Raw genomic sequence first — 24,531 nt, 5'->3', positions numbered from 1 at the left:
GTCGCGACATAAGCTGACATCATGCGCCCTTCCATCCTCGATCCACTGTTTGTCCCGATCACTTCGCTTGCCGGCATTGGGCCGAAGGTCGGCGCGCTGATCGAGAAGGTGGTCGTAGCCGATCTCGGTGATCGCGCCGCGCGCGCGGGCGATCTTCTGTTCGTGCTGCCGCACACCGTCATCGACCGCCGCAGCCGGCCAGGCATTGCAGGTTCCGCGGAAGGCCAGATCGTCACGCTCGATGTGCGCATCGACCGCCGCCAGCCGCCGCCGCGCGGCAACAGATCGGTGCCCTACAGGGTCTATGCCCATGACGATACGGGTGAAATCGGCCTGACCTTTTTCCATGCGCATGCCGCCTATCTCGAAAAGGCAATGCCCGTGGGCGAGCATGTCGTGGTCTCGGGCCGCATGGAATGGTTCAACGGCCGCCCGACCATGGTCCACCCCGACCATATCGCGCTGGCCAGCGATGCCGAAAACCTGCCGCTGGTCGAACCGGTCTATCCGCTCACCGCAGGCCTCTCAGGCAAGGTGCTGCGCCGAGCTATAGGCCAGGCACTGGCGCGCTTGCCTGAACTGCCCGAATGGCAGGACGGCGCCTTCATGCGCCGCCAGACTTTTCCCACCTTTGCCGACGCGCTCACCCGCATCCACAATCCGGCGGACCCGATCGATGTTTCGATCGACGGCGCGGCATGGCGGCGTCTTGCCTATGACGAGTTGCTGGCCGGCCAGGTCTCGCTGGCGCTGGTGCGGGCAAAGGTCCACCGTCTGTCCGGCCGTCCGCTGGTCGGCGACGGCCGCCTCGTCGAGAAACTGCGCGCCGCCCTTCCCTATTCGCTGACATCGAGCCAAGAATTCGCGCTGGCCGAAATCAATGCCGACCTCGCCGACCCCGAACGCATGCTGCGGCTGTTGCAGGGCGATGTCGGCTCCGGCAAGACGGTGGTCGCGCTGCTTGCCATGGCGCGCGCCGTCGAAGCCGGCGGCCAGGCGGCGTTGATGGCGCCGACCGAAATCCTGGCGCGCCAGCACCTGGCGACGATCACACCGCTTGCCGCCAAGGTTGGGTTGCAGATCGCCATCCTGACCGGCCGGGAAAAAGGCCGCGAGCGCACCGAAACTCTCGCCGGCCTGGCCAGCGGCGAGATCGACATCGTCGTCGGCACCCACGCGCTGTTTCAGGAGACGGTGACCTTTCGCGACCTCGTCTTCGCCGTCATCGACGAGCAGCATCGCTTCGGCGTTCACCAGCGGCTGGCCATCACCGCCAAGGGTGATGCGCCCGACATGCTGGTGATGACCGCCACGCCGATCCCGCGCACGTTGGTGCTGACCGCCTTTGGCGACATGGACGTGTCGAAACTGACGGAGAAGCCGGCCGGCCGCCAGCCGATCCGCACCGTCACCTTGCCGCTGGAACGGCTCGACGAGTTGGTCGCCCGTATGGAGGATGCCGTCGCCGGCGGCCAGAAGATCTACTGGATCTGTCCGCTGGTTGAGGAGTCCGAAGAGATCAAGCTGATGTCGGCCGAGGATCGCTTTGCTTCGCTGAAGCCGCTGTTCGGCGACCGCATCGGCCTTGTCCATGGCCGCATGAAGGGTGCCGAGAAGGACGAGGCGATGCGCGCCTTCAAAGAGGGCGAGACCCGCATCCTGATCGCCACAACGGTCATCGAGGTCGGCGTCGACGTGCCGGACGCCACCGTCATGGTCATCGAACATGCCGAGCGTTTTGGCATGGCGCAACTGCACCAGTTGCGCGGCCGGGTCGGACGCGGCGATAAACCTTCATCCTGTGTGCTGCTCTACAAGGATCCGCTCGGCGAGACGGCAAAACGCCGGCTTTCTGTCATGCGCGAAACCGAGGACGGTTTTTTGATTGCCGAGGAAGACCTCAAACTGCGCGGCGAAGGCGAGCTTTTGGGCACTCGCCAGTCCGGTACGCCGGGGTTCCAGGTGGCGCGCATCGAGGCGCATGCCGATCTGCTGGAGGCCGCCCGCGATGACGCTAGGCTGATCCTGTCGCGCGACCCGGAACTGCAATCCGATCGTGGCGAGGCGCTGCGCCTGCTGCTCTATTTGTTCGGCCGCGACGAGGCCGTGCGGCTCTTGCGCGCCGGATGAGGCCCTAGCGGCGGATTGGCGACCGTTCCGTTGATCGGCTCGCCATTCAGCGTCACCATCTTGCTTTTCACCTCGGGCGCCACCAGCCCGGCCGACACGATCAGCTTGGCGCCCTCTTCGATCGTCATGTCGAGCAGCACAATGTCGGATTTCAGCACATACATCAGGAAGCCGGTCGTCGGGTTTGGCGTGCAAGGCATGAACACGGCGATCAGCGGATCGCCTTCCTGGTCGAGCTTCTGGTTTATCTCGGTTTCCTTCTCGCTGGCGACGAACACCAGCGACCAAACGCCCTTGCGCGGATATTCGACCAGTCCGACCTGGCGGAACATGTCGCCCTTGTTCGACAGCACGGTCTCGAAAATCTGCTTCAGTGAACCATAGATGCCGCGCACCAGCGGCATCCGGCCAAGCAGGCGATCGCCGAAACCGACAATGGCGCGGCCGACGATGTTGGCGGTGAGAAAACCGATCAGCGTGATCAGGATCAGCGCGACGATCAGCCCGAACCCCGGAACCGGAAACGGCAAATAGGTGTCGGGACTGTAACGTGCTGGAATGTATGGCTTTACCCAGGAATCGACCCAGCCGATGAACGACCAGGCGATATAGGCGGTGATCGCCAGCGGCGCGCAGACGATGAAGCCTGTGAGGAAATAGTTCCTCAGCCGGGTCATGCCGGAGGTCTTCGGAGCATCGGACATGGTTCACCGGGGGCGCGGGTTGCAGCGCAACATAGTGAACTGGAAGGAGGTTTGAAACTGCGAAGTTTTTAAAAGGTGCGTGTTTGACCCGCCTACTCCACCGTCACCGACTTCGCCAGATTGCGCGGCTGGTCGACGTCGGTGCCCATGAACACGGCGGCGAAGTAGGCCAGCATCTGGATCGGCAGCGCATAGATGATCGGCGAGATGATCTCCGGCACATCCGGCAGGATGATCGTCTCCATCGTCTTCACGCTCACCTGTGCCGCGCCTTTGCTGTCGGTGATCAGGATGATCTTGCCGCCGCGCGCCGCCACTTCCTGCATGTTGGACACGGTTTTCTCGAAAATGCGGTCATGCGGCGCAATCACGATGACCGGCATGTTCTCGTCGATCAGCGCGATAGGCCCGTGCTTCAATTCGCCCGCCGCATAGCCTTCGGCATGGATGTAGGAGATTTCCTTGAGTTTGAGCGCGCCTTCCATGGCGAGCGGGAAATTGGTGTCGCGGCCGAGATAGAGCACGTCCTTGTAGCGCGAGAGTTCGCGCGCGATCCGCTCGATCTGCTCTTCAAGCTTGAGCACCTGGTTGGCATAGCGCGGCGCTTCCGAAAGCGCGCGCACCAGGGTCTTTTCCTGGTCCTTGGAAACAGTGCCGCGCGCCACGCCGGCGCGCACGGCCAGAGACGCCAAAACCGAGAGCTGGCAGGTAAAGGCCTTGGTCGAGGCGACGCCGATCTCCGGCCCGGCCAGTGTCGGCAGCACGACGTCGGATTCGCGCGCCATCGTCGATTCGCGCACATTGACGATGGCGCCGATCTTCATGCCGGCCTTGCGGCAGTAGCGCAGCGAGGCCAGCGTGTCGGCGGTCTCACCCGATTGCGAGATGAAGAAAGCGGCATCATTGGCCGAAAGCGGCATTTCGCGATAGCGGAACTCCGAGGCGACATCGATATCGACCGGTAGCCGCGCATAGCGCTCGAACCAGTATTTGCCGATCAGGCCGGCGAGATAAGCGGTGCCGCAAGCCGAGATTGCCAGCCGGCCGATCTTGGCAAAGTCGAATGGCAGGTCGAGCGGCTTCGAGACGCCGGAGACGAAATCGACGTAATGGGCCAGCGTGTGCGAGATCACTTCAGGCTGTTCATGGATTTCCTTCTCCATGAAATGGCGACGGTTGCCCTTGTCGACCATGAAGCTGGTCGAGAGCGACTGCTGGCGCCTGCGCTCGACCTTTTTGCCATCGATGTCGAAGATGGTGACACCCTTGCGGCGCACCACCGCCCAGTCGCCGTCTTCGAGATAGGTGATCGAATTGGTGAACGGCGCCAGCGCGATGGCGTCCGAGCCCAGAAACATCTCGCCGTCGCCATGGCCGACAGCCAAAGGCGGGCCGTTGCGGGCGCCGACGATCAGGTCCTCGTCGCCCTGGAACATGATGGCCAGCGCAAAGGCGCCTTCCAGCCGCTTCAGTGCCTGGTGCGCGGCTTCGACCGGCTCCAGCCCCTTGGCCAGTTCCCGCGCCACCAGATGAGCGACGACCTCGGTATCGGTCTGCGACGAGAAGGAATAGCCGTCGCGGATCAGTTCGTCGCGCAGTTCGGCGAAATTCTCGATGATGCCGTTATGGACGATGGCGACGCCATTGGAAAAATGCGGATGCGCGTTGGTCTCGTTGGGCACGCCATGCGTCGCCCAGCGGGTGTGGCCGATGCCGATCGTGCCGTCGAGCGGCTCGTCCTTGAGGCGGCGTTCGAGATTGACCAGCTTGCCTTCAGCACGGCGGCGGCCGAGCTGCCCCTTCTCGATGGTGGCGACGCCGGCCGAGTCATAGCCGCGATATTCCAATCGCTTCAGCGCATCGACGATAAGCGGCGCAACCTGCGAATGGCCGACAATTCCAACGATACCGCACATGCAGACAGTCCCCGATTCCCCATGCAAAACCAGCGCTTATTTAGGGATGGCCGGCCCGCCGCGAAAATCACATTGCATTTCGTCCGTTGTAATGGACGCTTCTGAACGCATGCATCATGACAGACCGCTCTTGCAATCCGGTTACTGCAATTGTTCGGTTTTCGGCGATCCTGTTCTCGTTCCGGCAATATTTGGCTAAGCTTCGAGCATGAATGAAACCACACCACCAACCGTCACACTCTGGCGTCCGGTCGGGCCTGAAGAGCTGAAACTGATCGAGGCATCGGCAATGCGCGAATTCCCGCCGCGCCTGCCCGAACAGCCGATCTTCTATCCGGTTCTCTCCGAAGCCTATGCGACGCAGATCGCCCGCGACTGGAACGTACCGGCCAGCGGCGCGGGCTTCGTCACCCGGTTCGATGTGCTGAAAAGCTTTCTCAACCGCTACAGGGTCGAGCATGCCGGCAGCAAGGCGCATTTGGAATACTGGATACCCGCCGAAGACCTCAATGATTTCAACAAGGCAATCGTCGGCAAGATCGAGGTGACCGCCACTTTCGGTCGGGATACGGCGGCCGGCTGACCGTTAGTGGTCTGCCCCAGCCGCCTTTTTCTTCGCCGCCGCGGCCGACGCAAACCGCTCGCGCAATTCCTTGCCCTTGCCGGGGATCGTCTTCTGGCGAGCGCGGCCAAAGGCCAGCGCATCGTCGGGCACGCTTTCGGTGATGACGCTGCCGGACGCGATGTAACCGCCCTTGCCGATCGAAACCGGCGCCACCAGCGAGGAGTTCGAACCGACAAAGGCGCCCTCGCCGATGTCGGTGAAGAATTTCGAATAGCCGTCATAGTTGCAGGTGATGGTGCCGGCGCCGATATTGGCGCCTGCGCCAACGCGGGCATCGCCGATATAGGTCAAATGGTTGACCTTGGCGCCCTCCTCGATGACGGCCTGCTTGACCTCGCAGAAATTACCGACCTTGGCTTTCTGCTTGAGGTCGGCGCCCGGGCGAAGCCGCGCGAACGGACCGACATCGCAATTGGACGCAATGGTTGCGCCTTCGATATGGCTGAAGGCGTGAATCTTGGCGCCTGTCGCGATCTTCACGCCCGGACCAAACCAGACATTCGGCTCGACGATCGTGTCGGCGCCAATTTCGGTATCGTGCGAGAAATAAACGGTTTCCGGCGCAATCAATGTCACGCCCGACAACATTGCCTCCTGCCGGCGCCGTGCCTGCCAGATGGCCTCGGCCTGCGCGAGTTCGGCGCGGTTGTTGATGCCGAGCGCACTTTCGAAACTGGCTTCGGTGGCAACGACGTCGAGCCCCCGGGCGCTGGCGATCTCGACAATGTCAGTCAGATAATACTCGCCCTTGGCATTCTTGTTGCCCACAGCGTCGAGCAGCTTCAGCGCCTGCGCCCCGGCCACCGCCATCATGCCGGCATTGCAGAAGCCGATCTTTCTCTCCTCAGCACTGCAGTCCTTCTCCTCGCGGATGGCAATCAGCTTGCCATCCTTTTCGATCAGCCGGCCATAGCCGGTCGGATTGGGCGGGCGGAAGCCGATCACAACGACAGCCGCACCTTCCGCCAACCTCAACCGCGCCACCGTCAGGGCATCCGCATCGATCAGCGGCGTGTCGCCGAACATCACGAGGACGTCGTCATAACTCTTTGATATCGCTTCGCGAGCAGCAAGAACCGCATGCGCTGTACCAAGCCGGTTTTCCTGTACGAAGGTCTCGGCCTTCGGCGCAAACTTCGCCGCCGCCTTGCGCATCTCATCGGCGCCATGGCCAATCACCAGCGCCTGGCCGCTGGCGCCGGCGGCTTCGGCTGCCAGCACCACATGAGCGACCATCGGCAGCCCGGCGATCTGGTGCAGCACCTTCGGCAGCGCGCTCTTCATGCGCGTGCCTTCACCGGCGGCGAGGATAACGGACAGGCAGGATCTCTGGCTCATGGGAGGCAACCGTATTAAGGGGTTGGGAATCAAATCATGCTAGCAGCGGCGCCATGCTGCACCAATGCGGTTAAATTCCGATGCGATTGAGTGCAGGGGCTAAAGCACGACGCCATCTTGTCGATTTATTCAAAATAAATGTTTGGTCGGCATTGTTACAAAAAATTTCCGCATCGTAAAAGGTAGATGCATGGAGGTTTTATCTAAATTAGTTGTTGCCGCCTTCGGCCTGTTAGCCTGCATCTTTGTTGGCGCAGTCGTAGGCTTGGGCCTATCATTCATTTCAGTGTCAAACTCAAATGTTTCAGGTTTCTTGGAACACGCCTTCATATTGGTTCCCGTATGCGCTTTAGCCGGCGCGGTCGCTTGCTTTTTTATATTGAATTCCGTGACAAGGCGGGGATCGTCCAGCAATTACAATGACGGCGACCAATAGCTCTACCCCAGCCGTCCCAGCACCGGAAAATTCTCCAGCAGCCAGTAAGACACCGTCTGCACACCACCGGTCAGGAAAAACACGCCGGCGACAACCAGCAGCGCGCCGATGGCCTTTTCGACGCGGCCGAGATGGACGCGGAATTTGCCGAGGAAGCGCATGAAGGCGCCTGAGAACAAAGCGGCGATCAGGAACGGAATGCCGAGGCCGAGCGAATAGGCGGCGAGCAGCAGCGCGCCCTCGCCCACCGTTTCACGGCCGCCGGCCAGCGTCAGGATCGGCCCCAGCACCGGGCCGATGCACGGCGTCCAGCCGAAGGCGAAGGCGAGGCCCATGACATAGGCGGCGACGGCGCTGGCCGGCTTGCCCTGCGACTGAAAGCGCGCCTCGCGCGACAGCAGCGGAATGCGCAATATGCCGAGGAAATTCAGGCCCATCAGGATGATCAGCACGCCGGCGCCCATCGCCAGCGGTTCCTGCCAGACGCGCAGCAGCCGGCCGATGGTCGAGGCGCCGGCGCCGAGCGCCACGAACACTGTGGAGAAGCCGAGCACGAAGGCGATAGAAGAGTAAAGCAGCGCACCGCGTGCGCCCTGCCTTGCCGTTGCACCCGCATTGCCGCGAAAATCGTCGACCGACACGCCAGCCATATAGCAGAGATAGGGCGGCACCAGCGGCAGCACGCATGGCGACAGGAACGAGATGGCGCCCGCTCCGACCGCGCTGACATAGCCGATGTCCAATGCCATTCCAAAGCTCCGACTGTTTGGCGACGATATAGCGGCGCTCTGGCCTGTGCGCCAATCACCAATGTGTGGCAACCAGTCGCTGTCCGGCAATCGAACTGGCCGGGAATCCCGCTGCGCCACCATCCAAGTACGACCGGAACAGGAGAATTGTTACCGGCCTGCCGGCGATCGATTCCCAATCCTCTCGGGAAGATACCGCGACCGCCAGGCGTTGACACAACGAGACCGCGATTTCCCGCGCGTCTCCAAGTATCAGCCAGGGAGATTTCCATGAAGACCATAACCGTAGGGCTGGCCGCGCTTTTGCTCAGCACCGCCGCCTCCTTCGCCGCCGAGGCGTGGAAGGAAGCCGAGGTCAATGGCACCAAGATCTACACCGACGCCAACGGCATGACGCTTTACACCTATGATAAGGACGAGAAGGGCAAGACCAACTGCTACGACAAATGCGCCACCAACTGGCCGCCGCTGAAGGCCGAGGCCGGCGCCAAGGCCGACGACGAATGGAGCGTTGTCGACCGCACCGACGGCACCAAGATGTGGGCTTATGACGGCAAGCCGGTCTACACCTTCATCAAGGACAAGAAGGCTGGCGACGTGACCGGCGACGGTGTCGCCGACGTCTGGCACATCGTCAAGGCCGACTGAGCCTGGAAGCCTATTCCCGCTTACTAGGTGGGATATCAACTGGTCGCCGGGCACCCTCCGTGCAGCCGGCGGCCGGTTTTTTGAGAGAGGGTGATATCTGGTCGCTGTCCTGTGTGTGGTGGAACGCATCGACTCGCCGAACATGAAACGGGCTGTTTCCGCCGGCTCCGTGCCATCCTCCTCAAAGCCAAAATTCTGTGATTTTCTACATACACTCTAAGAGTGTATTGCTGCGGAGTGCCCCGCAATTTGGGCGCTTCCCCTTGACCGGATGCGAAAGCGCGGCCATGTGAGCGACATACAGAACCGAGATTTCGTCGCGCGCAGCGGAATTCTTCTGCCGCATCACAGCTGATAATGAGACCTCATGGACGTCGTCGTCGTCGAATCGCCGGCCAAGGCGAAGACAATCAATAAGTATCTCGGCAAGAACTATAAGGTTCTGGCCTCGTTCGGCCACGTCCGCGATTTGCCGGCCAAGGATGGCTCCGTGCGTCCTGACGAGGACTTCGCCATGTCCTGGGCGGTCGACACTGCCTCGGGCAAGCGCCTCTCCGACATCGCCAACGCGGTCAAGGATGCCGACGGCCTGATCCTCGCCACCGATCCGGATCGCGAGGGCGAAGCGATTTCCTGGCATGTGCTGGAAGTGCTGAAGCAGAAGCGCGTGCTGAAGGACAAGCCGGTCAGCCGTGTCGTTTTCAACGCCATCACCAAGTCGTCTGTGCTGGAGGCGATGGCCAATCCGCGCCAGATCGATGCGCCGCTGGTCGATGCCTATCTCGCCCGCCGCGCGCTCGACTATCTCGTCGGCTTTACGCTGTCGCCGGTGCTGTGGCGCAAGCTGCCGGGCGCCCGCTCCGCCGGCCGCGTCCAGTCGGTGGCGCTTCGCCTCGTCTGCGACCGCGAATCCGAAATCGAACGCTTCATCCGCGAGGAATATTGGCAGATATCAGCTCTGCTCGGCACCCCGCGCAACGACACTTTCGAGGCACGGCTGACTGCGTTCGAGCGCAAGAAGCTGCAAAAGCTCGACATTGCCAACAAGGCCCAGGCCGACGACATCAAGACGATGCTCGAAGGCGCCACCTTCAAGGCGCTGTCCGTCGAAGCCAAGCCGACCAGGCGCAATCCCGGTCCGCCCTTCACCACCTCGACGCTGCAGCAGGCCGCCTCGTCGGGGCTGGGCTTCTCCGCCACGCGGACCATGCAGGTGGCGCAGCGGCTCTATGAAGGTATGGAGATCGGCGGCGAGACCACCGGCCTGATCACCTATATGCGAACCGACGGCGTGCAGATGGCGCCCGAGGCGATCGACGCAGCCCGCGACGCCATCGCCAAGGAGTTCGGCCCGAAATATCTGCCGGAAAAGCCACGCCAATACACCGCCAAGGCCAAGAACGCCCAGGAAGCGCACGAAGCGATCCGACCGACGGATTTCATGCGCAGTCCGGCATCGGTCCGGCAATATCTCGATTCCGACCAGATGCGGCTCTATGAGTTGATCTGGAAACGCGCCATCGCCAGCCAGATGCAATCGGCCGAGATCGAGCGTACCACCGTCGAGATCGAAGCCGTAAACGGCGCCCGCACCGCGGAACTGCGTGCGGTGGGTTCAGTCGTTCGCTTCGACGGCTTCATCGCCGCCTACACCGACCAGAAGGACGACGACGCGGAAGACGAGGAAAACCGTCGTTTGCCCGAAATCCGCGCCGGCGAGCGGCTTGCCCGCAACGCAATCAACGCCACCCAGCACACCACCGAGCCGCCGCCGCGCTATTCCGAGGCGTCGCTGATCAAGAAGCTGGAAGAGCTCGGTATCGGCCGCCCGTCGACCTACACCGCGATCCTGAAGACGCTGGAAGACCGCGACTACGTCACCATCGACAAGCGCCGACTGGTGCCGCAGGCCAAGGGCCGCCTGTTGTCCGCCTTCCTGGAAAGCTTCTTCGAGCGCTATGTCGAATATGACTTCACCGCCTCGCTCGAGGAAAAGCTCGACGAGATTTCCGACGGCAAGCTCGCCTGGAAGGACGTGCTGCGCGACTTCTGGAAGGATTTTTCCGGCGCTGTCGCCGACATCAAGGAACTGCGCGTCACCGACGTCCTCGATGCGCTGAATGAAGAACTCGCGCCTCTGGTGTTCCCGACGCGTGAGGATGGCTCCAATCCACGCATCTGCCCGAAATGCGGCTCGGGCAATCTGTCGCTGAAGCTCGGCAAGTTCGGCGCCTTTGTCGGCTGCTCGAACTATCCCGAATGCTCGTTTACCCGCCAGCTCGGCGACGCCGCCAACCCGAATGGCGAGAATGGCGGCGGCGACGACGGCACCAAGGTGCTTGGCAAGGATCCTTACACGGCAGAGGAAATCACGCTGCGCTCGGGCCGCTTCGGCCCCTATCTACAGCGCGGCGACGGCAAGGAAGCCAAGCGCTCCAGCCTGCCCAAGGGCTGGACACCCGAGTCGATCGACCATGAGAAGGCGCTGGCCCTGCTGGCGCTGCCGCGCGATATCGGCAAGCATCCAGAAACTTCCAAGATGATCTCGGCAGGGCTCGGCCGTTACGGCCCGTTCGTGCTGCATGATGGCACCTACGCCAATCTTGAAAGCATCGAGGATGTGTTCTCCATCGGCCTCAACCGCGCCGTCACGGTGATTGCCGAGAAGCAGTCGAAGGGCAAGGGCGGCCGTAATGGCGGCACTGCCGCTGCGCTCAAGGAGCTTGGCGACCATCCCGATGGCGGCGGCAAGATCGTCGTGCGCGACGGCAAATACGGGCCTTACGTCAATTTCGGCAAGGTCAACGCCACGCTGCCGAAAGGCAAGGATCCGCAGTCGGTGACGATCGAGGATGCGCTGGCGCTGATTGCCGAGAAGGAAGCCAAGGGCGGCGGTGGCAAGAAGCCGTTCCGCAAGGCAGCGGCGGCCAAGGCGCCGGCAGCCAAGAAGGCAGCCGCAAAAAAACCGGCTTCAAAGAAGCCGGCAGCGAAGAAAAAAGGGTAGGACAGAGTGGCGCGCAGGATCACCGGACGAAGCCACGGCGATCCACGCACCGCCGACACGAGAGCCAAGGTCAAGGATGACTATAAGCCCTCGCGTGACGAAATCCTGCGCTACATCGCCGAAAATCCCGACCGTGCCGGAAAGCGCGACATCGCCAAGGCGTTCGCACTGCGCGGCGACGACCGCATCTGGCTGAAGGATCTCCTGCGCGACCTGCAGGACGAGGGCGTGCTCACCAAGGAGCGCAAGCGGCTGGCCCGCGTCGGCGCCCTGCCCCACGTCGCCGTGCTCGACATTTTTGGCCGCGACGGCGATGGCATCTTGCTGGCGCATCCCGCCGAGGCCGTCGGCCCCGGCGAACCGCCCGTGGTCTCGATCCGCGTATCGCGCAGCGGCAACAGCCCGGCGCCGGGCATTGGCGACCGCGTGCTGGCCAAGACCTTCCCGACCGATGAGCCGACCGGCCCCGCCTATACCGGCCGGGTGATGAAGATTTTCGAGAAGCGGACCGATGCCGTGCTCGGCGTCTTCCGCATCCTCCAGGACGGCACATTCCGCATCGAGCCGGTGGAACGGCGCCAGCCCGAGCTGATCGTCGACAAGGAATTCCAGAACGGCGCCAAAAATGGCGATCTGGTCGAAGTCGAGCCCGCGCGCGCCTCCCGCTTTGGGTTGCCGAGAGCCAAGGTGCTCAACGTGCTGGGTTCGCTGACCAGCGAAAAGGCGGTCTCGATGATCGCCATCCACGCCCACGACATTCCGCACATCTTCCCGGCCGACGTCATCGCCGAATCCGAAGCCGTCAAGCCAGCGACGATGGATCATCGCGAAGACTGGCGCGACCTGCCGCTGGTCACCATCGATCCGGCCGACGCCAAGGATCATGACGACGCCGTCTTCGCCACGCCCGACCTCGACGAAAAGAACCCGGGCGGCGTGATCGCCACCGTCGCGATCGCCGATGTCGCGGCCTATGTCCGCTATGGCACGGCACTGGACCGCGAAGCGCTGAAGCGCGGCAATTCGGTCTATTTCCCGGACCGCGTCGTGCCGATGCTGCCCGAGCGCATCTCCAACGATCTCTGCTCGCTGCGCGAAGGCCAGGATCGCCCGGCGCTGGCGGTGCGCATGACCTTCTCCGCCGATGGCCGCAAGATCAGGCACTCCTTCCACCGCGTGATGATGAAATCCGCGGCGAAGCTTGCTTACCCGCAGGCACAGGCGGCGATCGACGGAATGCCTGACGACAAGACCGGCCCGATCCTCGACACGGTGCTGAAGCCGCTCTGGGATGCCTATGCGATCCTGAAACGTGGTCGCGACGGTCGCCAGCCGCTCGAACTCGACCTGCCGGAGCGCAAGATCCTGCTCAAGCCGGATGGCACGGTCGACCGCGTCATCGTGCCGGAGCGGCTCGATGCCCACAAGCTGATCGAAGAATTCATGATCCAGGCCAATGTCGCCGCCGCCGAGACGCTGGAGACGAAGAAGCAGGCGCTGGTCTACCGCGTTCACGACGCGCCGTCGCTCGCCAAGCAGGAATCGCTGCGCGAGTTCCTGCAGACGCTTGGCCTGTCGCTGGCGCGCGGCGCGCAGATGCGGCCCGCTCAGTTCAACGGCATCCTGGAACGCGTGCGTGGCGCCGACAATGAGGCGCTGGTCAACGAGGTGGTGCTGCGTTCGCAGAGCCAGGCTGAATACTCGCCGAAGAACATCGGCCATTTCGGCCTCAACCTGAAGCGCTACGCGCATTTCACCTCGCCGATCCGCCGCTACGCCGACCTGATCGTGCATCGCGGGCTTATCGCCGCACTCGGCCTCGGTCCGGGCGGTCTGACGCAGGATGAGGAGGCACGGCTCGAAGACGTTGCAGTGCTGATCTCCGGCACGGAGCGGCGCGCCATGGCGGCCGAGCGCGACACGGTCGACCGGCTGATCGCCGCCTATCTCGCCGAGCGCGTCGACGACCGGTTCGACGCCCGCATTTCCGGCGTCACCAAATCAGGACTTTTTGTCCAATTGCCGCAGTTTGGCGCAGATGGCTTCATCCCGGTGTCAACTCTGGGCGGCGATTACTATATATACGACGAAACGGCTCGCTCCCTGTTCGGAGAACGCACGGGCAAAGGCTACCAGCTCGCGGACCGCGTCGAGGTTCGGCTCATCGAGGTGGCACCAATGGCCGGCGCGATGCGCTTCGAGATGTTGACCGACCCGAAGCCCCTGCCAGGCTCCAGCAAGTCGTTTCACAAGGCCAAGGGCCGCGCCCGTGCGTCGCAATCGCGACCGGGTTCGCGCGGCAGGAGACGGTGATGCCAAAAGAATTAGGGATACAAGAACAGGTTTTCGGCGGCGAACATCAGACGGGCCGGGTTGCCCGCCCCCTGTGGACGGCGATGAAACGCGGCCTTTTGGGCCGCTGCCCGAACTGCGGCGAAGGCAAGCTGTTTCGCGGCTTCACCAAGACCGTCGAGACCTGCAGCGTCTGCGGCGAGGAAATCCACCACCATCGCGCCGACGACCTGCCGGCCTATCTGGTCATCGTCATCGTCGGCCACATCGTCCTTGGCGCCTTTATGGGCGTGGAGGCGACATCCGACCTGTCCACCTTGCAGCACATCCTCATCTGGGTGCCGCTGACCATCGTTTTGTCGATTGCGCTGCTGCAGCCTGTCAAAGGCGCCGTCATCGGACTGCAATGGGCCTTCTATATGCACGGCTTCGGTGGCGAAAAGGATGGGACCGAGTCCCACCACGGCGCCTGAAGCGCCGCTGGCGCAACATACCGACCGTGGAAGGCCACTTTCGTTTGCAAGAAGTTTCCGCTAGGTCCAGCGCATGGAAGCAATGACCAAGGCGGCCGTCGACAAGCTCGACAAGGGTCTTGCCGCACATAGCGGCCGGCCTCTGCGTCCGCGCGACGCCGCGACGCTGATTCTGCTCGACCGCAAGGGCGATGACGTGCTGGTGCTCATGGGGCGCCGTCACGCCGGCCACGCTTTCATGCCTGGAAAATTCGTGTTTCCTGGCGGCCGCACCGATCCGGCCGACAGCCGCATCGCGACAGCCACCGCATTGCATCGCGATGAGGAAGCGAAGCTGCTTGCGGGTCCCGGCCGCACAAGTGCTGCGCGAGCCCGGGCTGTCGCGCTGTCCGCAATCCGCGAAACCTATGAGGAAGCCGGGCTGCTGATCGGTCAGAAAGCCGCCTTTGCGACCGACAAGCGAGATTGGCAAGGTTTTGTCGAACACGGCGTAAGACCTTCACTCGAAACGCTGCGTTTCATCGCGCGCGCCATCACGCCGCCCAACCGGGTGCGCCGCTTCGACACCCGCTTCTTCAGCGCCTGGCGCAGCGATGTCGCCGTCGAACTGCCTGATGGCGGCCCGACCAACGAGCTCGAGGAACTGGTCTGGTTGCCGCTTGCCAAGGCCAGGGAAGCCGACATACCCGACATCACCCGAATGATCCTGGACGAGCTGGAAAAGCGCCTCGCCCATGATCCACTGCTGCGTCCGGGCGGTCCCGTGCCCTTCTACCGGCTTGTCCGCAACCGCTTCACCCGCGAACTTCTGTAGAGCAATTCCAGGAAAAGTGTGACGCGGTTTTCCACCCGGAATTGCGTAAGATCAAACAGATAGAGTATTCAGCATCCCATGACGGTCGATACCCAACCACAGGGCGACGAACGCGTACACTGGCTGCCGATGGTGGCGGCGATCTCGTCGATCAGCGTCGTCGGCATCGCCATTGGCCTCGGCATGCCGCTGCTCAGCGTCATCCTGGAAACACGCGGCCATTCGGCCTCGATGATCGGCCTCAACACGGCCGTCGCCGGCCTGGCCTCGATCGCCGGTGCGCCGCTCGCCACGCCGCTCGCCATGCGCTTCGGCGTCGCCTGGACCATGGTCGCCATGATTGCCGCCGGCGCGCTGGCCTTTGTCGGCTTCCATTTCGCGCCCGATTTCTGGATGTGGTTTCCACTCCGCATCGTGCTGCACATCGCGCTGACGGTGCTGTTCATCCTGTCTGAATTCTGGATCAGCACGTCGGCGCCGCCGCAGCGCCGCGGCCTTGTCCTCGGCATCTACGCCACTGTCTTGTCGCTCGGTTTTGCAGCGGGACCGTGGATCTTCGCCCATCTCGGCAGTTCCGGCTTCAGGCCGTTCGGCGTCATCATAGGATTGGTGACGCTGGCCGCGATACCGGTGCTGGCCGCGCGCAACGAAAGCCCGACCATCGTGGCCGATGGCGAAACCAGCAATTTCCTGCGCTACATCTGGCTGGTGCCATCGGCTACCGCGGCCGTGCTGGTGTTCGGCGCGGTCGAAACCGGCGGGTTCGCGCTATTTCCCATCTACGGCAACCGCATCGGCTATTCGGAGGCCGACGCGGCATTGCTGCTGACCATGATCGGTCTCGGCAACGTGCTGTTGCAGATCCCGATCGGCATGATCAGCGACCGCGTCAGCGACCGCCGCTATCTTTTGCTCGCTTGCGCTACCGTCGGCCTTGCCGGCACGATCTTCATGCCCTTCTTCGCATCGAACTGGCACTTGATGGCCGCCCTCCTGTTCGTCTGGGGCGGCGTGGTCGCTGCCATGTACACGATCGGCCTTGCGCATCTCGGGTCGCAGCTTTCCGGCCATGAACTGGCATCCGCCAACGCCGCCTTCGTGCTCTGCTACGGCGTCGGCATGGTGCTCGGTCCGCAGGCGATCGGCATCGGCATGGATGCGTTCGGGCCGTCCGGTTTCGGCTGGTCGCTCGGCCTGTTCTTCGCCGCCTATATGGCGCTGGTCGGCGTCAGGCTCGTCCGCAAGATTCTGCTTTGACCTTTCGACATAGCGACCGCTGCTGACAGAACCGTGTCAGCAGCGCTGGGTTAGAAGAGTGTCCCAAAAACATCGGAAGTTGAGGACACTCCCATGATCGACAGCGGTTTTGAAACCACATCCCTGCGAATGACGCTCCTGCTGCTAGTGACCTTCCAGGCCCCGGCTGCCGATGTCGACCGCATCATGGACGCGGTGGTTGCGATTGCCCCGCTGGCCATGGGCAAATATGACCGCAACGCTTATCAGTCGGCACACGGCATCGAGCGCTACAGGCCGCTTGAAGGGGCCGCGGCCGGCGCCGAAACCGAATTGCGCCGCCGCCCGGGCACGGTCGAGGTTTCATTCGAACTGCCTGACGACCAGGCGTTGGCAAGCCGGGTCGTCGAGGCGATTTTCCAGGCCCATTCCTACCAGGAGCCGGTGATCCGCATCCAGCCGATCCTCGCCAGCCGCTCCAAGGGGCTGGACGACCGCGCCAATCCGAATCGCTGGTGGAACACGACCGGAGACTGGAAGAAGGTTGCGGCGCCTGAGGCGGAAACCGTCTAATTTACGCGTAATTCATAGCCCGGGCGGGCCGCATCAGGTCCACTGGGCTTGACTTTCCAGGCACGTTCTTTATGTGTCGCGCCAAGTTTCCCGCGTCCGGGTGTTTTCCCGTGCTCCAGCGGCCAAAACCCCACGAACATAACGGACTGAGATCATGGCCAAAGCCGCAAACATCAAGATCAAGCTTCTGTCGACCGCCGACACCGGTTTCTTCTACGTGACCAGCAAGAACAGCCGTACCAAGACCGACAAGCTGTCGTTCCGCAAGTACGATCCGGTCGCCAAGAAGCACGTCGAATTCAAGGAAACCAAGATCAAGTAATCTGGGTTTTCCCTCTGGAATGCCGAAACGCCGCCCACTGGGCGGCGTTTTAGTTTGCGAGGCAGAAGCTGCGGGCCGCGTTCTGTCAGCCCCGGCTGAATTTCGTCAGCCGATGCGATCGCCGCTTTTCGGGTCGAACAGATGCAGCGAGGCCGGATCGGCCGACAGCCGCACGATATCGCCAGGCTTCACGCCGGCACGGCCCATGGCAAAGACGCACAGCTGCTGATTGGCCAGTTTGACGTAGAACTGCGTCGAGAGCCCGAGCGGCTCCACCACCCCCACCTCGCCCTGCAGGGCGCCGTCATCGGCCAGCCTTATATGCTCGGGCCGCAGACCGATGGTGATTGCGTCGCCATCCCCGAGCGGCAGGCCGTCCGGTAATTTCAGCGCCTGGCCGTCAGCCAGCACGGCCTCCGAAGTGGCACCCTTGCGAACCGTCGCCGGCAGGAAATTCATGCCGGGTGAGCCGATGAAGCCGGCCACGAACATATTGGCCGGGCGGTCATAGAGATCGAGCGGCGCGCCGACCTGCTGGATCAGCCCGTCATGCATGACGACGATGCGGTCGGCCATGGTCATCGCCTCGATCTGGTCGTGCGTGACGTAGACCGAGGTGGTCTTCAACTGCTGATGCAGCGCCTTGATCTCGGCGCGCATATGCACGCGCAGCTTGGCGTCGAGGTTCGACAGCGGCTCGTCGAAGAGAAAAACCTTGGGATCGCGTACGATGGCGCGGCCCATGGCAACGCGCTGGCGCTGGCCGCCGGACAGTTGCCGCGGCAGGCGCTGAAGATACGTGTCCAGGCCCAGCCGCTTGGCCGCACCGTCCACCCTGGCGTCGATCGTCGTCTTCTCCGCCTTCTTCAAAAGCAGGCTGAAGCCCATATTCTTCGACACGTCCATATGCGGATAGAGCGCATAGGACTGGAACACCATGGCGATGTCGCGGTCCTTGGGTGCCACGTCATTGACCAGCCGCTCGCCGATGCGGATCTCGCCGCCGGAGGCTTCCTCCAGCCCGGCTATCATGCGCAGCAGCGTCGATTTCCCGCAGCCGGACGGGCCAACAAGGACGACGAATTCGCCGTCGGCGATTTCAAGGTCGACCGCGTGCAGGACGCGGACGGCACCATAATCCTTGCGGACCTTTTCGAGCGTAACAGAGGCCATCGATCTATCCTTTGACGGCGCCGGCGGTCAGGCCGGTGACGAGATAGCGTTGCAGGAAAGCGAAGAAGATGCAGACCGGGATCAGCGCCAGGATCGACGCCGCCATCATCTGCCCCCAGTCGACGGCGAACTTGCCGATGAAGGTGAGCAGGCCGACAGCAAAAGTCTTCTGGTCGTCGCTGGAAATCAGCATCAGCGCGAACAGAAGCTCGCTCCAGGCGGCGGTGAAGACGAAGCCAAGCGTCGCACCCATGCCGGGCAGCGTCAGCGGCACGATCACCTTGCGCATCGCCTGTGCACGGGTACAGCCGTCGATCATCGCCGCCTCTTCCAGGTCCTTCGGGATGCCATCGAAGAAGGACTGCATCAGGAAGGTGGCGAATGCGGTGTTGAAGGCGGTGTAGATGATGATCAGCCCGGTCAGGCTGTTGATCAGGCCGATCTCACCCATCACACGGTAGATCGGCGGAATGACCATCACCAGTGGGAACGTCTGGGTCAGAAGCAGCATCAGCGCCAGCGTCGCCTTGCCGCGAAAGGTGAAGCGCGACATGGCGTAGCCGGCGAGTGTGGCGATCACCGTCACCAGGGCCGCCGTCGACACCGAGACGATGACGCTGTTGAGGAAATAGCGTGGGAAATCGGTGGCTTCGAGCACGGTGACGAAATTCTGCAGCGTCATGTGCGAAGGCCACAGCGTGACGCCTTCGGAATAAAGCAGCCGCTCCGGCGTGACCGAGATCTTCAGTGTCCAGTAGATCGGGAACAGGGCGAAGATCAGGTAGACACCGATTGCCGCGTAGAGGCCGATGCCACCGAAGAAGCGTTGCGAGGCTGAGCGTCCGGCGATCATCAGACGTGCCTCACCAGGGAGCGGCGGATGGCGATCAGCGCGATCGCATAGACAATCAGCAGCACGAGCAGCAGCACGGCGACCGCCGAGGCATAGCCCTTGTCCAGCGATTTGAAGGCGCTGACATAGATGTAGACTGGCACCGTATTGGTCGAGCCAGCCGGTCCGCCCTCGGTCATGACGAAGATCAGGTCAGCGAAAGTGGCGATCCAGATGGTGCGCAGCATCACGGTGATGGCGATGGTCGGCGCCAGGAACGGCAGCGTCACCTTGGTGAAGCGCTGCCAGGGCGAAGCGCCGTCGATCGCGGCCGCCTCATGCAGTTCGGACGGGATAGACTTCAGCGCCGCCAGAAGCGTGATGGCGAAGAACGGGATGCCGAACCAGACATTGGCGATGATCGGCCCCCACATCGCGGTGGCCGGATCGGACAGGATGCTGGTGGTCGGGTCGGCCCTCAGCCCCAAGGCGAACAGCCAGTGCGGCAGCGGACCAACGATCGGGTTGAACAGCCAGGCCCAGGTCAGGCCCGACAGGAAGGACGGCACCGCCCAAGGCAGGAACACCAAGGCCTGCACCACCTTGCGGCCCCAGAACGGCTTGTCGAGCAGTAGCGCCAGGCCAAGGCCGAGGAAGAACTGGAAGAACAGGCTGGCGACCGTCCACCACAGCGTATTGACCAGCGCCTGCCCCAGCACCTGATCCGAAAACATCGCCTGATACTGGCCAAGCCCGACATATGCCGACTTGAAGGCCGAGAATTTGCGGAAGGAATAACTGATGCCGATGACTAGTGGCACAAGCAGCACCACGACCAGCAGGATGATCGCCGGGCTGAGATAGAGCCAGGGCTCGATAGCGGCATGCGACAGCCGCTTGCGGCGCGGCTTGCCCGCGGATCGTATTTCGGACACGGCATAGGTCATTGGGGTTGGATCGGCTCCGTGGCGTCGGGGATAGCGTCCTTCTCCCCGTTCACGGGGAGAAGATGCCGGTCCACCCTCCGAAGCGGCAGCGGAGCGGCTGCGGAGGACGGGCAGGCGGATGAGGGGCAGCGCGGGCCTTGGGGTGCTGGCGCCGCCCCTCATCCGGCCCTTTCGGGCCACCTTCTCCCCGTGAAACGGGGAGAAGGGAAGAAAACTACTTCTTGTTCTTGGCCAGCCAGTCCTGCTGTTCCTTGGTCAGGAAGGCAGCCCATTGGTCGGCGACGTCCTTGGCCGTCTTCTGGCCAAGCAGCACTTCCTGGAAATTCTTGATCGCCACCTGGTCGACGAAATTGCCGAGGTTTTCCAGATGCGTCGGCGGCGTCACCATTTCATATTTCGAGCTGTCGCTGAGCTCGGTGAACCAGCCCTTGAACTGCTCGGTCTTGAAATGCGGATCCTGGTCGGCGCCATTGTGGATCGGGACGACGCCGACTTCCTTGGCCCATTCCAGATTGTCCTTGGGCGAGAGCAGCGTCGACATCAGCTTCCAGGCATCGTCCTTGTGCTGCGAGTTGGCGAACATCGCCCAGCCGGCATAGCCGAGCGTCGGATAGGACTTGCCGCTCGGACCGACCGGCAATGGCGCCACGGCGAAATCGTCAGCGCTCATCTTGTCGGCGATGCCGAGCAATGCGTCCGGATCCTGGTTGAGCATGGCGCAGGTGCCGGAATAGAAGCCCGTCACGGTTTCGTTGAAACCCCAGCTTACGGCATCCTTCGGCGCAAGGCCGTTTTTGTACATGTCGGCCAGCATCTGCAGGCCCTTGACCGAGCCCTCATCGTTGATGGTCGAGGTGCCATCTTCGTTGAAGTAACCACCCTTGCCCGCGGCAATGTTCATGAACATGTGCATGCCGTTGAAGGCACCGGGTCCGCCGCGCAGGCAGTAGCCGTATTTACCCGGGATGGCCGAAATCTTCTTGGAGTCGGCGATGAAATCGTCGAGCGTCGCCGGCGGACCGTCGAGACCGGCTTGCTTGAACAGCTTCTTGTTCCAGAACAGCGCGTTCACATAATAGCCGTAGGGGATCATGAACTGGGTGTTGTTGACGGTCGAGCCGAATTGCTTGGCGCGGTCACCCAGCGTCTTGGCGTCATCCCATTTGGCCATGTAGGGACCGAGATCCTCAAGCTGGGCGTTGTTGGCATAGAGGCCCATCCAGCGCTCCGGCATCTCGACCACGTCTGGCGTATCGCCGGCCTGCACCATGGTCAGGAACTTTTCGAAGGCCTGGCCCCAGGGCAGCGAGATCAGCTCGACCTTGACGCCTGGATTGGCGGCTTCGAACTCGGCGATCTGCTTTTTCAGGAACTCTGTGCGCGGCGGGCTGGTGATGACTTCGACCATTTTCAGGGTCGAATCGGCCAGCGCGCCTCCGGCGGAAATCGCCAGCCCCGCAACGGTGGCAAGCATGACGGTCAGTTTTTTCATGTTCAAGACTCCCATTTTGAACCCGCTTGTTATTTTCTGGCTTTTTCGAAGGCCTGGGCGACGTCGGCCCAGAGGTCTTCGACACTTTCCAATCCGACATTGAAGCGGATGGTTCGGGGGCTGACGCCGAAGCGCGCCATCGAATTCAGTCCTGGCGTCTGTTCCAGCGACGCCTTGGCCGGCACGACCAGGCTTTCATGCCCGCCCCAGCTGACGCCGATGCGGAAATAGTTCAACGCGTCGACGAAGACGGGAATGTCGATATCGTCCGTCACCTCGAAGGAGAACAGACCGGCATAACCGGCCAGCGTCGCCTTGCCCGGATGGTTCGAATAGACGGGATGGTTGACCCGCTCGACACTGGGATGCGCCTTCAGCCGCTCGGCGATAATGAGCCCGCTCTTCATGTGGTGCGGCAGACGCAGCGGCAGCGTGCGCAGGCCGCGCAGCAGCAGCCAGGCCTCGAACGGCGACAGCTTGCCGCCAAGATAGGAATAGGTCTGCTCGTTGATGTGCTTGATATGGGCGGCCGAGCCCGCCACCACACCGGCGACGGTGTCGCTGTGGCCGCCGAGATATTTCGAGGCCGAATGCAGCACCAGGTCGACGCCGTGCGTGATTGGCTTCTGGAACACCGGCGTCGCCCAGGAATTGTCGATCGTTGTGATAATGCCTTGCTCTTTCGCCAGCCGCGTCAGATGCGGCAGGTCCTGCAGCTCGAACATCATCGAGGTCGGGCTTTCCAGATAGAGCAGCTTGGCGCCGGGAAGAGCCGCCGCCACCGCATCCGGGTCGGAGCCGTCGACATAATCGACCTTGATGTTCAGCCGCGGCAGCAGCCGTTCGAACAGCCGATAGGCATCGCCATAGCAATTGCGCACCGCAACGATGCGCTCGCCTGCCCCGACAAAGGCAAGCACCGTGGCGCTGATCGCCGCCATGCCGCTGGAGAAGCCGCGCGCGGCCTCGGCGCCCTCGAGCGCGGCCACGCGCGCCTCGAACTCCATTACCGTCGGATTGTCACCGCGTGAATAGATCGGCTGCTTTCGTTTGCCGGCAAAGGTGTCGGCCATTTCGGCATAGTTGGCGAAGGTGAACAGCGACGTCTGATAGATCGGCGGCACCACCGCGCCGCCGGGGAACGGCTCGTCATGCGCCAAAAGCGTAGCCGCCTCGGCAAGATAATCGTGGTCGAAACCTGAGGGATGCTCGTTCATGTCTGGCTCGAGAGTTTGAGTTTGGCGGCACCGCGCTTCAAATCGTCCTCGACGGTAGCGATCAGCTTGAGCGCCTCGGCACGGGCGCCTTGCGGGTCGCGAGCGATGATGCGTTCGTACATGGTGCGGTGGTAGGGAAAGCTGGCGTGACCGAAATCGCGCACGCCGAGCGGATGCTCCCAGAAGCGGTGGAACAGCTCGTGCATGGCGGCGATGATCTGTTCGAACAGCGGATTGCCGGAGACGCGGTAAATCGCCTGGTGGAACTCCCAGTCCTCTTCCGACGACATGCCGTCGCGGGTGCGAAAAGCCTGCTCCATGATGTCGAGCTTGCGCTCGATCTCGGCGATATCGGCCGGGCTGGCGCGTTCGGCGCACAGGGCAGCCGCTTCAGCTTCGAGCGCCCGGCGGATTTCCAGCGTCTGCATCAGGCTGGTGAAATCATTGCCGCCCGCCAGGGTCAGCGGCATGTGCAGCATGTCGGGTGACACAGCCGCCTTGAGATAGGTGCCGCTGCCTTGCCGGCGCTCGACGAGGCCGAGCCCTTCCCAGCGCGTCAGCGCCTCGCGCACTGTGTTGCGGCTGACCTTCAGCCGCTCGGCCAGGATCCGCTCGGTCGGCAGCCGCTCGCCAGGCTGCAAGGCCTCGGCGCGAACAAAGCCCACCAACGCCTTCAGCACGGCGTCATCGCGCGCCGTCGTCTGAATGGGTGGCAGGCTGTTCTGATCCACAAATCCTCCCCGAAAGCGATGCACAAGTGGTCCAATGGTCCAACCAATTCTGCATGGACGGCGAGACGTGTCAACAGCCGAAACGAGGACGGACCGAACGGCACGCCATGGCGTCGTTCGGCCCGTCAGTTCAAGCCTGGCTTCGCGCTGGCGTGACGGCTGCGCGAGTGGCGCGCCAGCGCGCGAACATGTCCTCGCGAACCCGCCTCGAACCCGCGAGCCGCTTCTTTGCTTCCGCCAGCACGGAAGGTGAAGCCTGTGCGGGCGTGCCCGATTGGAACGGAGGAGCCGGGGCATATTCGAGCGAGAGCTGCACCGTTTCGGCCTCGGCCTGACCGAGAAGCCTGGCGACAAGGAGAAGACCGAAATCGATCCCCGAGGTGACGCCACCGGCGGTTATCAGGTTTCCGTCCTCGACAATTCGCTCATCGACTGCAATGGCGCCGAATTCAGCAAGAAAATCATGCGCATACCAATGCGTCGTCGCCCGCCTGCCTTTGAGCAGGCCGGCGGCACCCAGCACCAGGGCGCCGCTGCATACCGAAGTGACATAGCGTGCCTGCGCAGCGCGCTCCCGCACAAAATCGAGGACGGCCTGGTCCTCCAGCAGCGTGTTGACGCCGCCTCCACCCGGAATGCACAGCACATCGAGAGGTGGGCAATCGTCGAAGGTCGCCGTTGGGCTGAGCGACAGTCGCGTCGACGACATCACCGGATTGCGATCCTTCCAGATCAATTCCACCTCGGCGCCCTCTGCCGATGCCAGGACTTCATAAGGGCCAGTGAGGTCGAGCTGCTGGACATTGGGGAAGACGAGAATGCCGAAACGAAGGGTCATGGAACGCTCCATAGGTTGACTCCAGCCAATCTAAGGCATCA

Annotated in this window: 21 protein-coding genes; 10 read left to right on the top strand and 11 right to left on the bottom strand. The window is 62.7% G+C overall.

Going from position 1 to position 24,531, the window contains the following annotated elements:
* Positions 1-21: 21 nt before the first annotated feature.
* Positions 22-2,130, top strand: coding sequence for an ATP-dependent DNA helicase RecG (gene recG / locus A3A9_RS0110840; protein WP_027058806.1), 2,109 nt, complete (start codon positions 22-24; stop codon positions 2,128-2,130).
* Here the strand turns inward: recG and A3A9_RS0110835 are convergent.
* Together A3A9_RS0110835 and glmS are read right to left on the bottom strand one after the other, a co-directional pair.
* The gene (locus A3A9_RS0110835; RefSeq protein WP_027058805.1) at positions 2,082-2,834 is read right to left on the bottom strand and encodes a DUF502 domain-containing protein; all 753 of its coding nucleotides are present in this window, start codon (positions 2,832-2,834) and stop codon (positions 2,082-2,084) included. The genes recG and A3A9_RS0110835 overlap by 49 nt on opposite strands.
* A gap of 92 nt (positions 2,835-2,926) precedes the next feature.
* Positions 2,927-4,750 (bottom strand): glutamine--fructose-6-phosphate transaminase (isomerizing), encoded by a 1,824-nt coding sequence (gene glmS / locus A3A9_RS0110830; protein WP_027058804.1) that lies wholly within the window; start codon positions 4,748-4,750, stop codon positions 2,927-2,929.
* Between the two features lie 208 nt (positions 4,751-4,958).
* Between glmS and A3A9_RS0110825 the strand changes: the two genes are divergently transcribed.
* Positions 4,959-5,333 carry a hypothetical protein gene (locus A3A9_RS0110825; protein ID WP_027058803.1) on the top strand — a complete coding sequence of 125 codons (375 nt, stop codon included), beginning with the start codon at positions 4,959-4,961 and terminating at the stop codon, positions 5,331-5,333.
* A gap of 3 nt (positions 5,334-5,336) precedes the next feature.
* On the opposite strand, the gene glmU is transcribed toward A3A9_RS0110825, so the two are convergent.
* Together glmU and A3A9_RS0110815 are read right to left on the bottom strand one after the other, a co-directional pair.
* A complete protein-coding gene (gene glmU, locus A3A9_RS0110820; RefSeq protein ID WP_027058802.1) occupies positions 5,337-6,713 on the bottom strand; it encodes a bifunctional UDP-N-acetylglucosamine diphosphorylase/glucosamine-1-phosphate N-acetyltransferase GlmU in 1,377 nt (458 codons plus the stop codon).
* A 438-nt stretch (positions 6,714-7,151) separates the two neighbouring features.
* Positions 7,152-7,898 (bottom strand): cytochrome c biogenesis CcdA family protein, encoded by a 747-nt coding sequence (locus A3A9_RS0110815; RefSeq protein ID WP_027058801.1) that lies wholly within the window; start codon positions 7,896-7,898, stop codon positions 7,152-7,154.
* A gap of 270 nt (positions 7,899-8,168) precedes the next feature.
* On the opposite strand from A3A9_RS0110815, the gene A3A9_RS0110810 reads away from it, so the two are divergent.
* From A3A9_RS0110810 to rpmG, 8 genes are all read left to right on the top strand, one after another.
* Positions 8,169-8,546 (top strand): COG4315 family predicted lipoprotein, encoded by a 378-nt coding sequence (locus tag A3A9_RS0110810; RefSeq protein ID WP_027058800.1) that lies wholly within the window; start codon positions 8,169-8,171, stop codon positions 8,544-8,546.
* Positions 8,547-8,913: 367 nt separating this feature from the next.
* Positions 8,914-11,550, top strand: coding sequence for a type I DNA topoisomerase (gene topA / locus A3A9_RS0110805; protein ID WP_027058799.1), 2,637 nt, complete (start codon positions 8,914-8,916; stop codon positions 11,548-11,550).
* A 6-nt stretch (positions 11,551-11,556) separates the two neighbouring features.
* Positions 11,557-13,863, top strand: a complete 2,307-nt coding sequence (gene rnr, locus A3A9_RS0110800; RefSeq protein ID WP_027058798.1) for a ribonuclease R — start codon at positions 11,557-11,559, stop codon at positions 13,861-13,863.
* Positions 13,863-14,315, top strand: coding sequence for a DUF983 domain-containing protein (locus tag A3A9_RS0110795; protein ID WP_027058797.1), 453 nt, complete (start codon positions 13,863-13,865; stop codon positions 14,313-14,315). The genes rnr and A3A9_RS0110795 overlap by 1 nt, the downstream gene beginning before the upstream one ends.
* A 73-nt stretch (positions 14,316-14,388) precedes the next feature.
* Positions 14,389-15,129, top strand: coding sequence for an NUDIX hydrolase (locus A3A9_RS0110790; RefSeq protein WP_027058796.1), 741 nt, complete (start codon positions 14,389-14,391; stop codon positions 15,127-15,129).
* A 78-nt stretch (positions 15,130-15,207) separates the two neighbouring features.
* The gene (locus tag A3A9_RS0110785) at positions 15,208-16,386 is read left to right on the top strand and encodes an MFS transporter (RefSeq protein WP_027058795.1); all 1,179 of its coding nucleotides are present in this window, start codon (positions 15,208-15,210) and stop codon (positions 16,384-16,386) included.
* 93 nt (positions 16,387-16,479) lie between these two features.
* Positions 16,480-16,938, top strand: coding sequence for a hypothetical protein (locus tag A3A9_RS0110780; protein WP_027058794.1), 459 nt, complete (start codon positions 16,480-16,482; stop codon positions 16,936-16,938).
* Positions 16,939-17,092: 154 nt separating this feature from the next.
* Entirely contained in the window at positions 17,093-17,260 is a 168-nt protein-coding gene (gene rpmG, locus A3A9_RS0110775) for a 50S ribosomal protein L33 (protein ID WP_006201775.1), read from the top strand.
* 105 nt (positions 17,261-17,365) lie between these two features.
* Here the strand turns inward: rpmG and A3A9_RS0110770 are convergent, their stop codons facing one another.
* From A3A9_RS0110770 to A3A9_RS0110740, 7 genes are all read right to left on the bottom strand, one after another.
* Positions 17,366-18,433, bottom strand: a complete 1,068-nt coding sequence (locus A3A9_RS0110770) for an ABC transporter ATP-binding protein (RefSeq protein WP_027058793.1) — start codon at positions 18,431-18,433, stop codon at positions 17,366-17,368.
* 4 nt (positions 18,434-18,437) lie between these two features.
* Positions 18,438-19,286 carry a carbohydrate ABC transporter permease gene (locus A3A9_RS0110765; protein ID WP_027029187.1) on the bottom strand — a complete coding sequence of 283 codons (849 nt, stop codon included), beginning with the start codon at positions 19,284-19,286 and terminating at the stop codon, positions 18,438-18,440.
* Positions 19,286-20,212, bottom strand: a complete 927-nt coding sequence (locus A3A9_RS0110760; protein WP_027058792.1) for a carbohydrate ABC transporter permease — start codon at positions 20,210-20,212, stop codon at positions 19,286-19,288. Before A3A9_RS0110760 ends, A3A9_RS0110765 begins: the two co-directional genes overlap by 1 nt.
* Before the next feature lie 214 nt (positions 20,213-20,426).
* Positions 20,427-21,704 carry an ABC transporter substrate-binding protein gene (locus tag A3A9_RS0110755; protein WP_027058791.1) on the bottom strand — a complete coding sequence of 426 codons (1,278 nt, stop codon included), beginning with the start codon at positions 21,702-21,704 and terminating at the stop codon, positions 20,427-20,429.
* A gap of 29 nt (positions 21,705-21,733) precedes the next feature.
* Positions 21,734-22,921, bottom strand: coding sequence for a PLP-dependent transferase (locus A3A9_RS0110750; protein WP_027058790.1), 1,188 nt, complete (start codon positions 22,919-22,921; stop codon positions 21,734-21,736).
* A complete protein-coding gene (locus A3A9_RS0110745; RefSeq protein ID WP_027029191.1) occupies positions 22,918-23,652 on the bottom strand; it encodes a FadR/GntR family transcriptional regulator in 735 nt (244 codons plus the stop codon). The genes A3A9_RS0110750 and A3A9_RS0110745 overlap by 4 nt, the downstream gene beginning before the upstream one ends.
* Before the next feature lie 130 nt (positions 23,653-23,782).
* Entirely contained in the window at positions 23,783-24,490 is a 708-nt protein-coding gene (locus tag A3A9_RS0110740; protein WP_027058789.1) for a DJ-1/PfpI family protein, read from the bottom strand.
* Positions 24,491-24,531: the final 41 nt, after the last annotated feature.

It is taken from the genome of Mesorhizobium loti CJ3sym, assembly GCF_000472785.1.
GTDB lineage: Bacteria > Pseudomonadota > Alphaproteobacteria > Rhizobiales > Rhizobiaceae > Mesorhizobium > Mesorhizobium loti_E.
This window is presented reverse-complemented; position numbering and strand designations above follow the sequence as displayed.

Bases quoted from the DNA above. Each gene is read 5' to 3' on its own strand.
- recG (WP_027058806.1), top strand. From the start codon at position 22: ATGCGCCCTTCCATCCTCGATCCACTGTTTGTCCCGATCACTTCGCTT.
- A3A9_RS0110835 (WP_027058805.1), bottom strand. From the start codon at position 2,834: ATGTCCGATGCTCCGAAGACCTCCGGCATGACCCGGCTGAGGAACTAT.
- glmS (WP_027058804.1), bottom strand. From the start codon at position 4,750: ATGTGCGGTATCGTTGGAATTGTCGGCCATTCGCAGGTTGCGCCGCTT.
- A3A9_RS0110825 (WP_027058803.1), top strand. From the start codon at position 4,959: ATGAATGAAACCACACCACCAACCGTCACACTCTGGCGTCCGGTCGGG.
- glmU (WP_027058802.1), bottom strand. From the start codon at position 6,713: ATGAGCCAGAGATCCTGCCTGTCCGTTATCCTCGCCGCCGGTGAAGGC.
- A3A9_RS0110815 (WP_027058801.1), bottom strand. From the start codon at position 7,898: ATGGCATTGGACATCGGCTATGTCAGCGCGGTCGGAGCGGGCGCCATC.
- A3A9_RS0110810 (WP_027058800.1), top strand. From the start codon at position 8,169: ATGAAGACCATAACCGTAGGGCTGGCCGCGCTTTTGCTCAGCACCGCC.
- topA (WP_027058799.1), top strand. From the start codon at position 8,914: ATGGACGTCGTCGTCGTCGAATCGCCGGCCAAGGCGAAGACAATCAAT.
- A3A9_RS0110795 (WP_027058797.1), top strand. From the start codon at position 13,863: ATGCCAAAAGAATTAGGGATACAAGAACAGGTTTTCGGCGGCGAACAT.
- A3A9_RS0110790 (WP_027058796.1), top strand. From the start codon at position 14,389: ATGGAAGCAATGACCAAGGCGGCCGTCGACAAGCTCGACAAGGGTCTT.
- A3A9_RS0110785 (WP_027058795.1), top strand. From the start codon at position 15,208: ATGACGGTCGATACCCAACCACAGGGCGACGAACGCGTACACTGGCTG.
- A3A9_RS0110780 (WP_027058794.1), top strand. From the start codon at position 16,480: ATGATCGACAGCGGTTTTGAAACCACATCCCTGCGAATGACGCTCCTG.
- rpmG (WP_006201775.1), top strand. From the start codon at position 17,093: ATGGCCAAAGCCGCAAACATCAAGATCAAGCTTCTGTCGACCGCCGAC.
- A3A9_RS0110770 (WP_027058793.1), bottom strand. From the start codon at position 18,433: ATGGCCTCTGTTACGCTCGAAAAGGTCCGCAAGGATTATGGTGCCGTC.
- A3A9_RS0110765 (WP_027029187.1), bottom strand. From the start codon at position 19,286: ATGATCGCCGGACGCTCAGCCTCGCAACGCTTCTTCGGTGGCATCGGC.
- A3A9_RS0110760 (WP_027058792.1), bottom strand. From the start codon at position 20,212: ATGACCTATGCCGTGTCCGAAATACGATCCGCGGGCAAGCCGCGCCGC.
- A3A9_RS0110755 (WP_027058791.1), bottom strand. From the start codon at position 21,704: ATGAAAAAACTGACCGTCATGCTTGCCACCGTTGCGGGGCTGGCGATT.
- A3A9_RS0110750 (WP_027058790.1), bottom strand. From the start codon at position 22,921: ATGAACGAGCATCCCTCAGGTTTCGACCACGATTATCTTGCCGAGGCG.
- A3A9_RS0110740 (WP_027058789.1), bottom strand. From the start codon at position 24,490: ATGACCCTTCGTTTCGGCATTCTCGTCTTCCCCAATGTCCAGCAGCTC.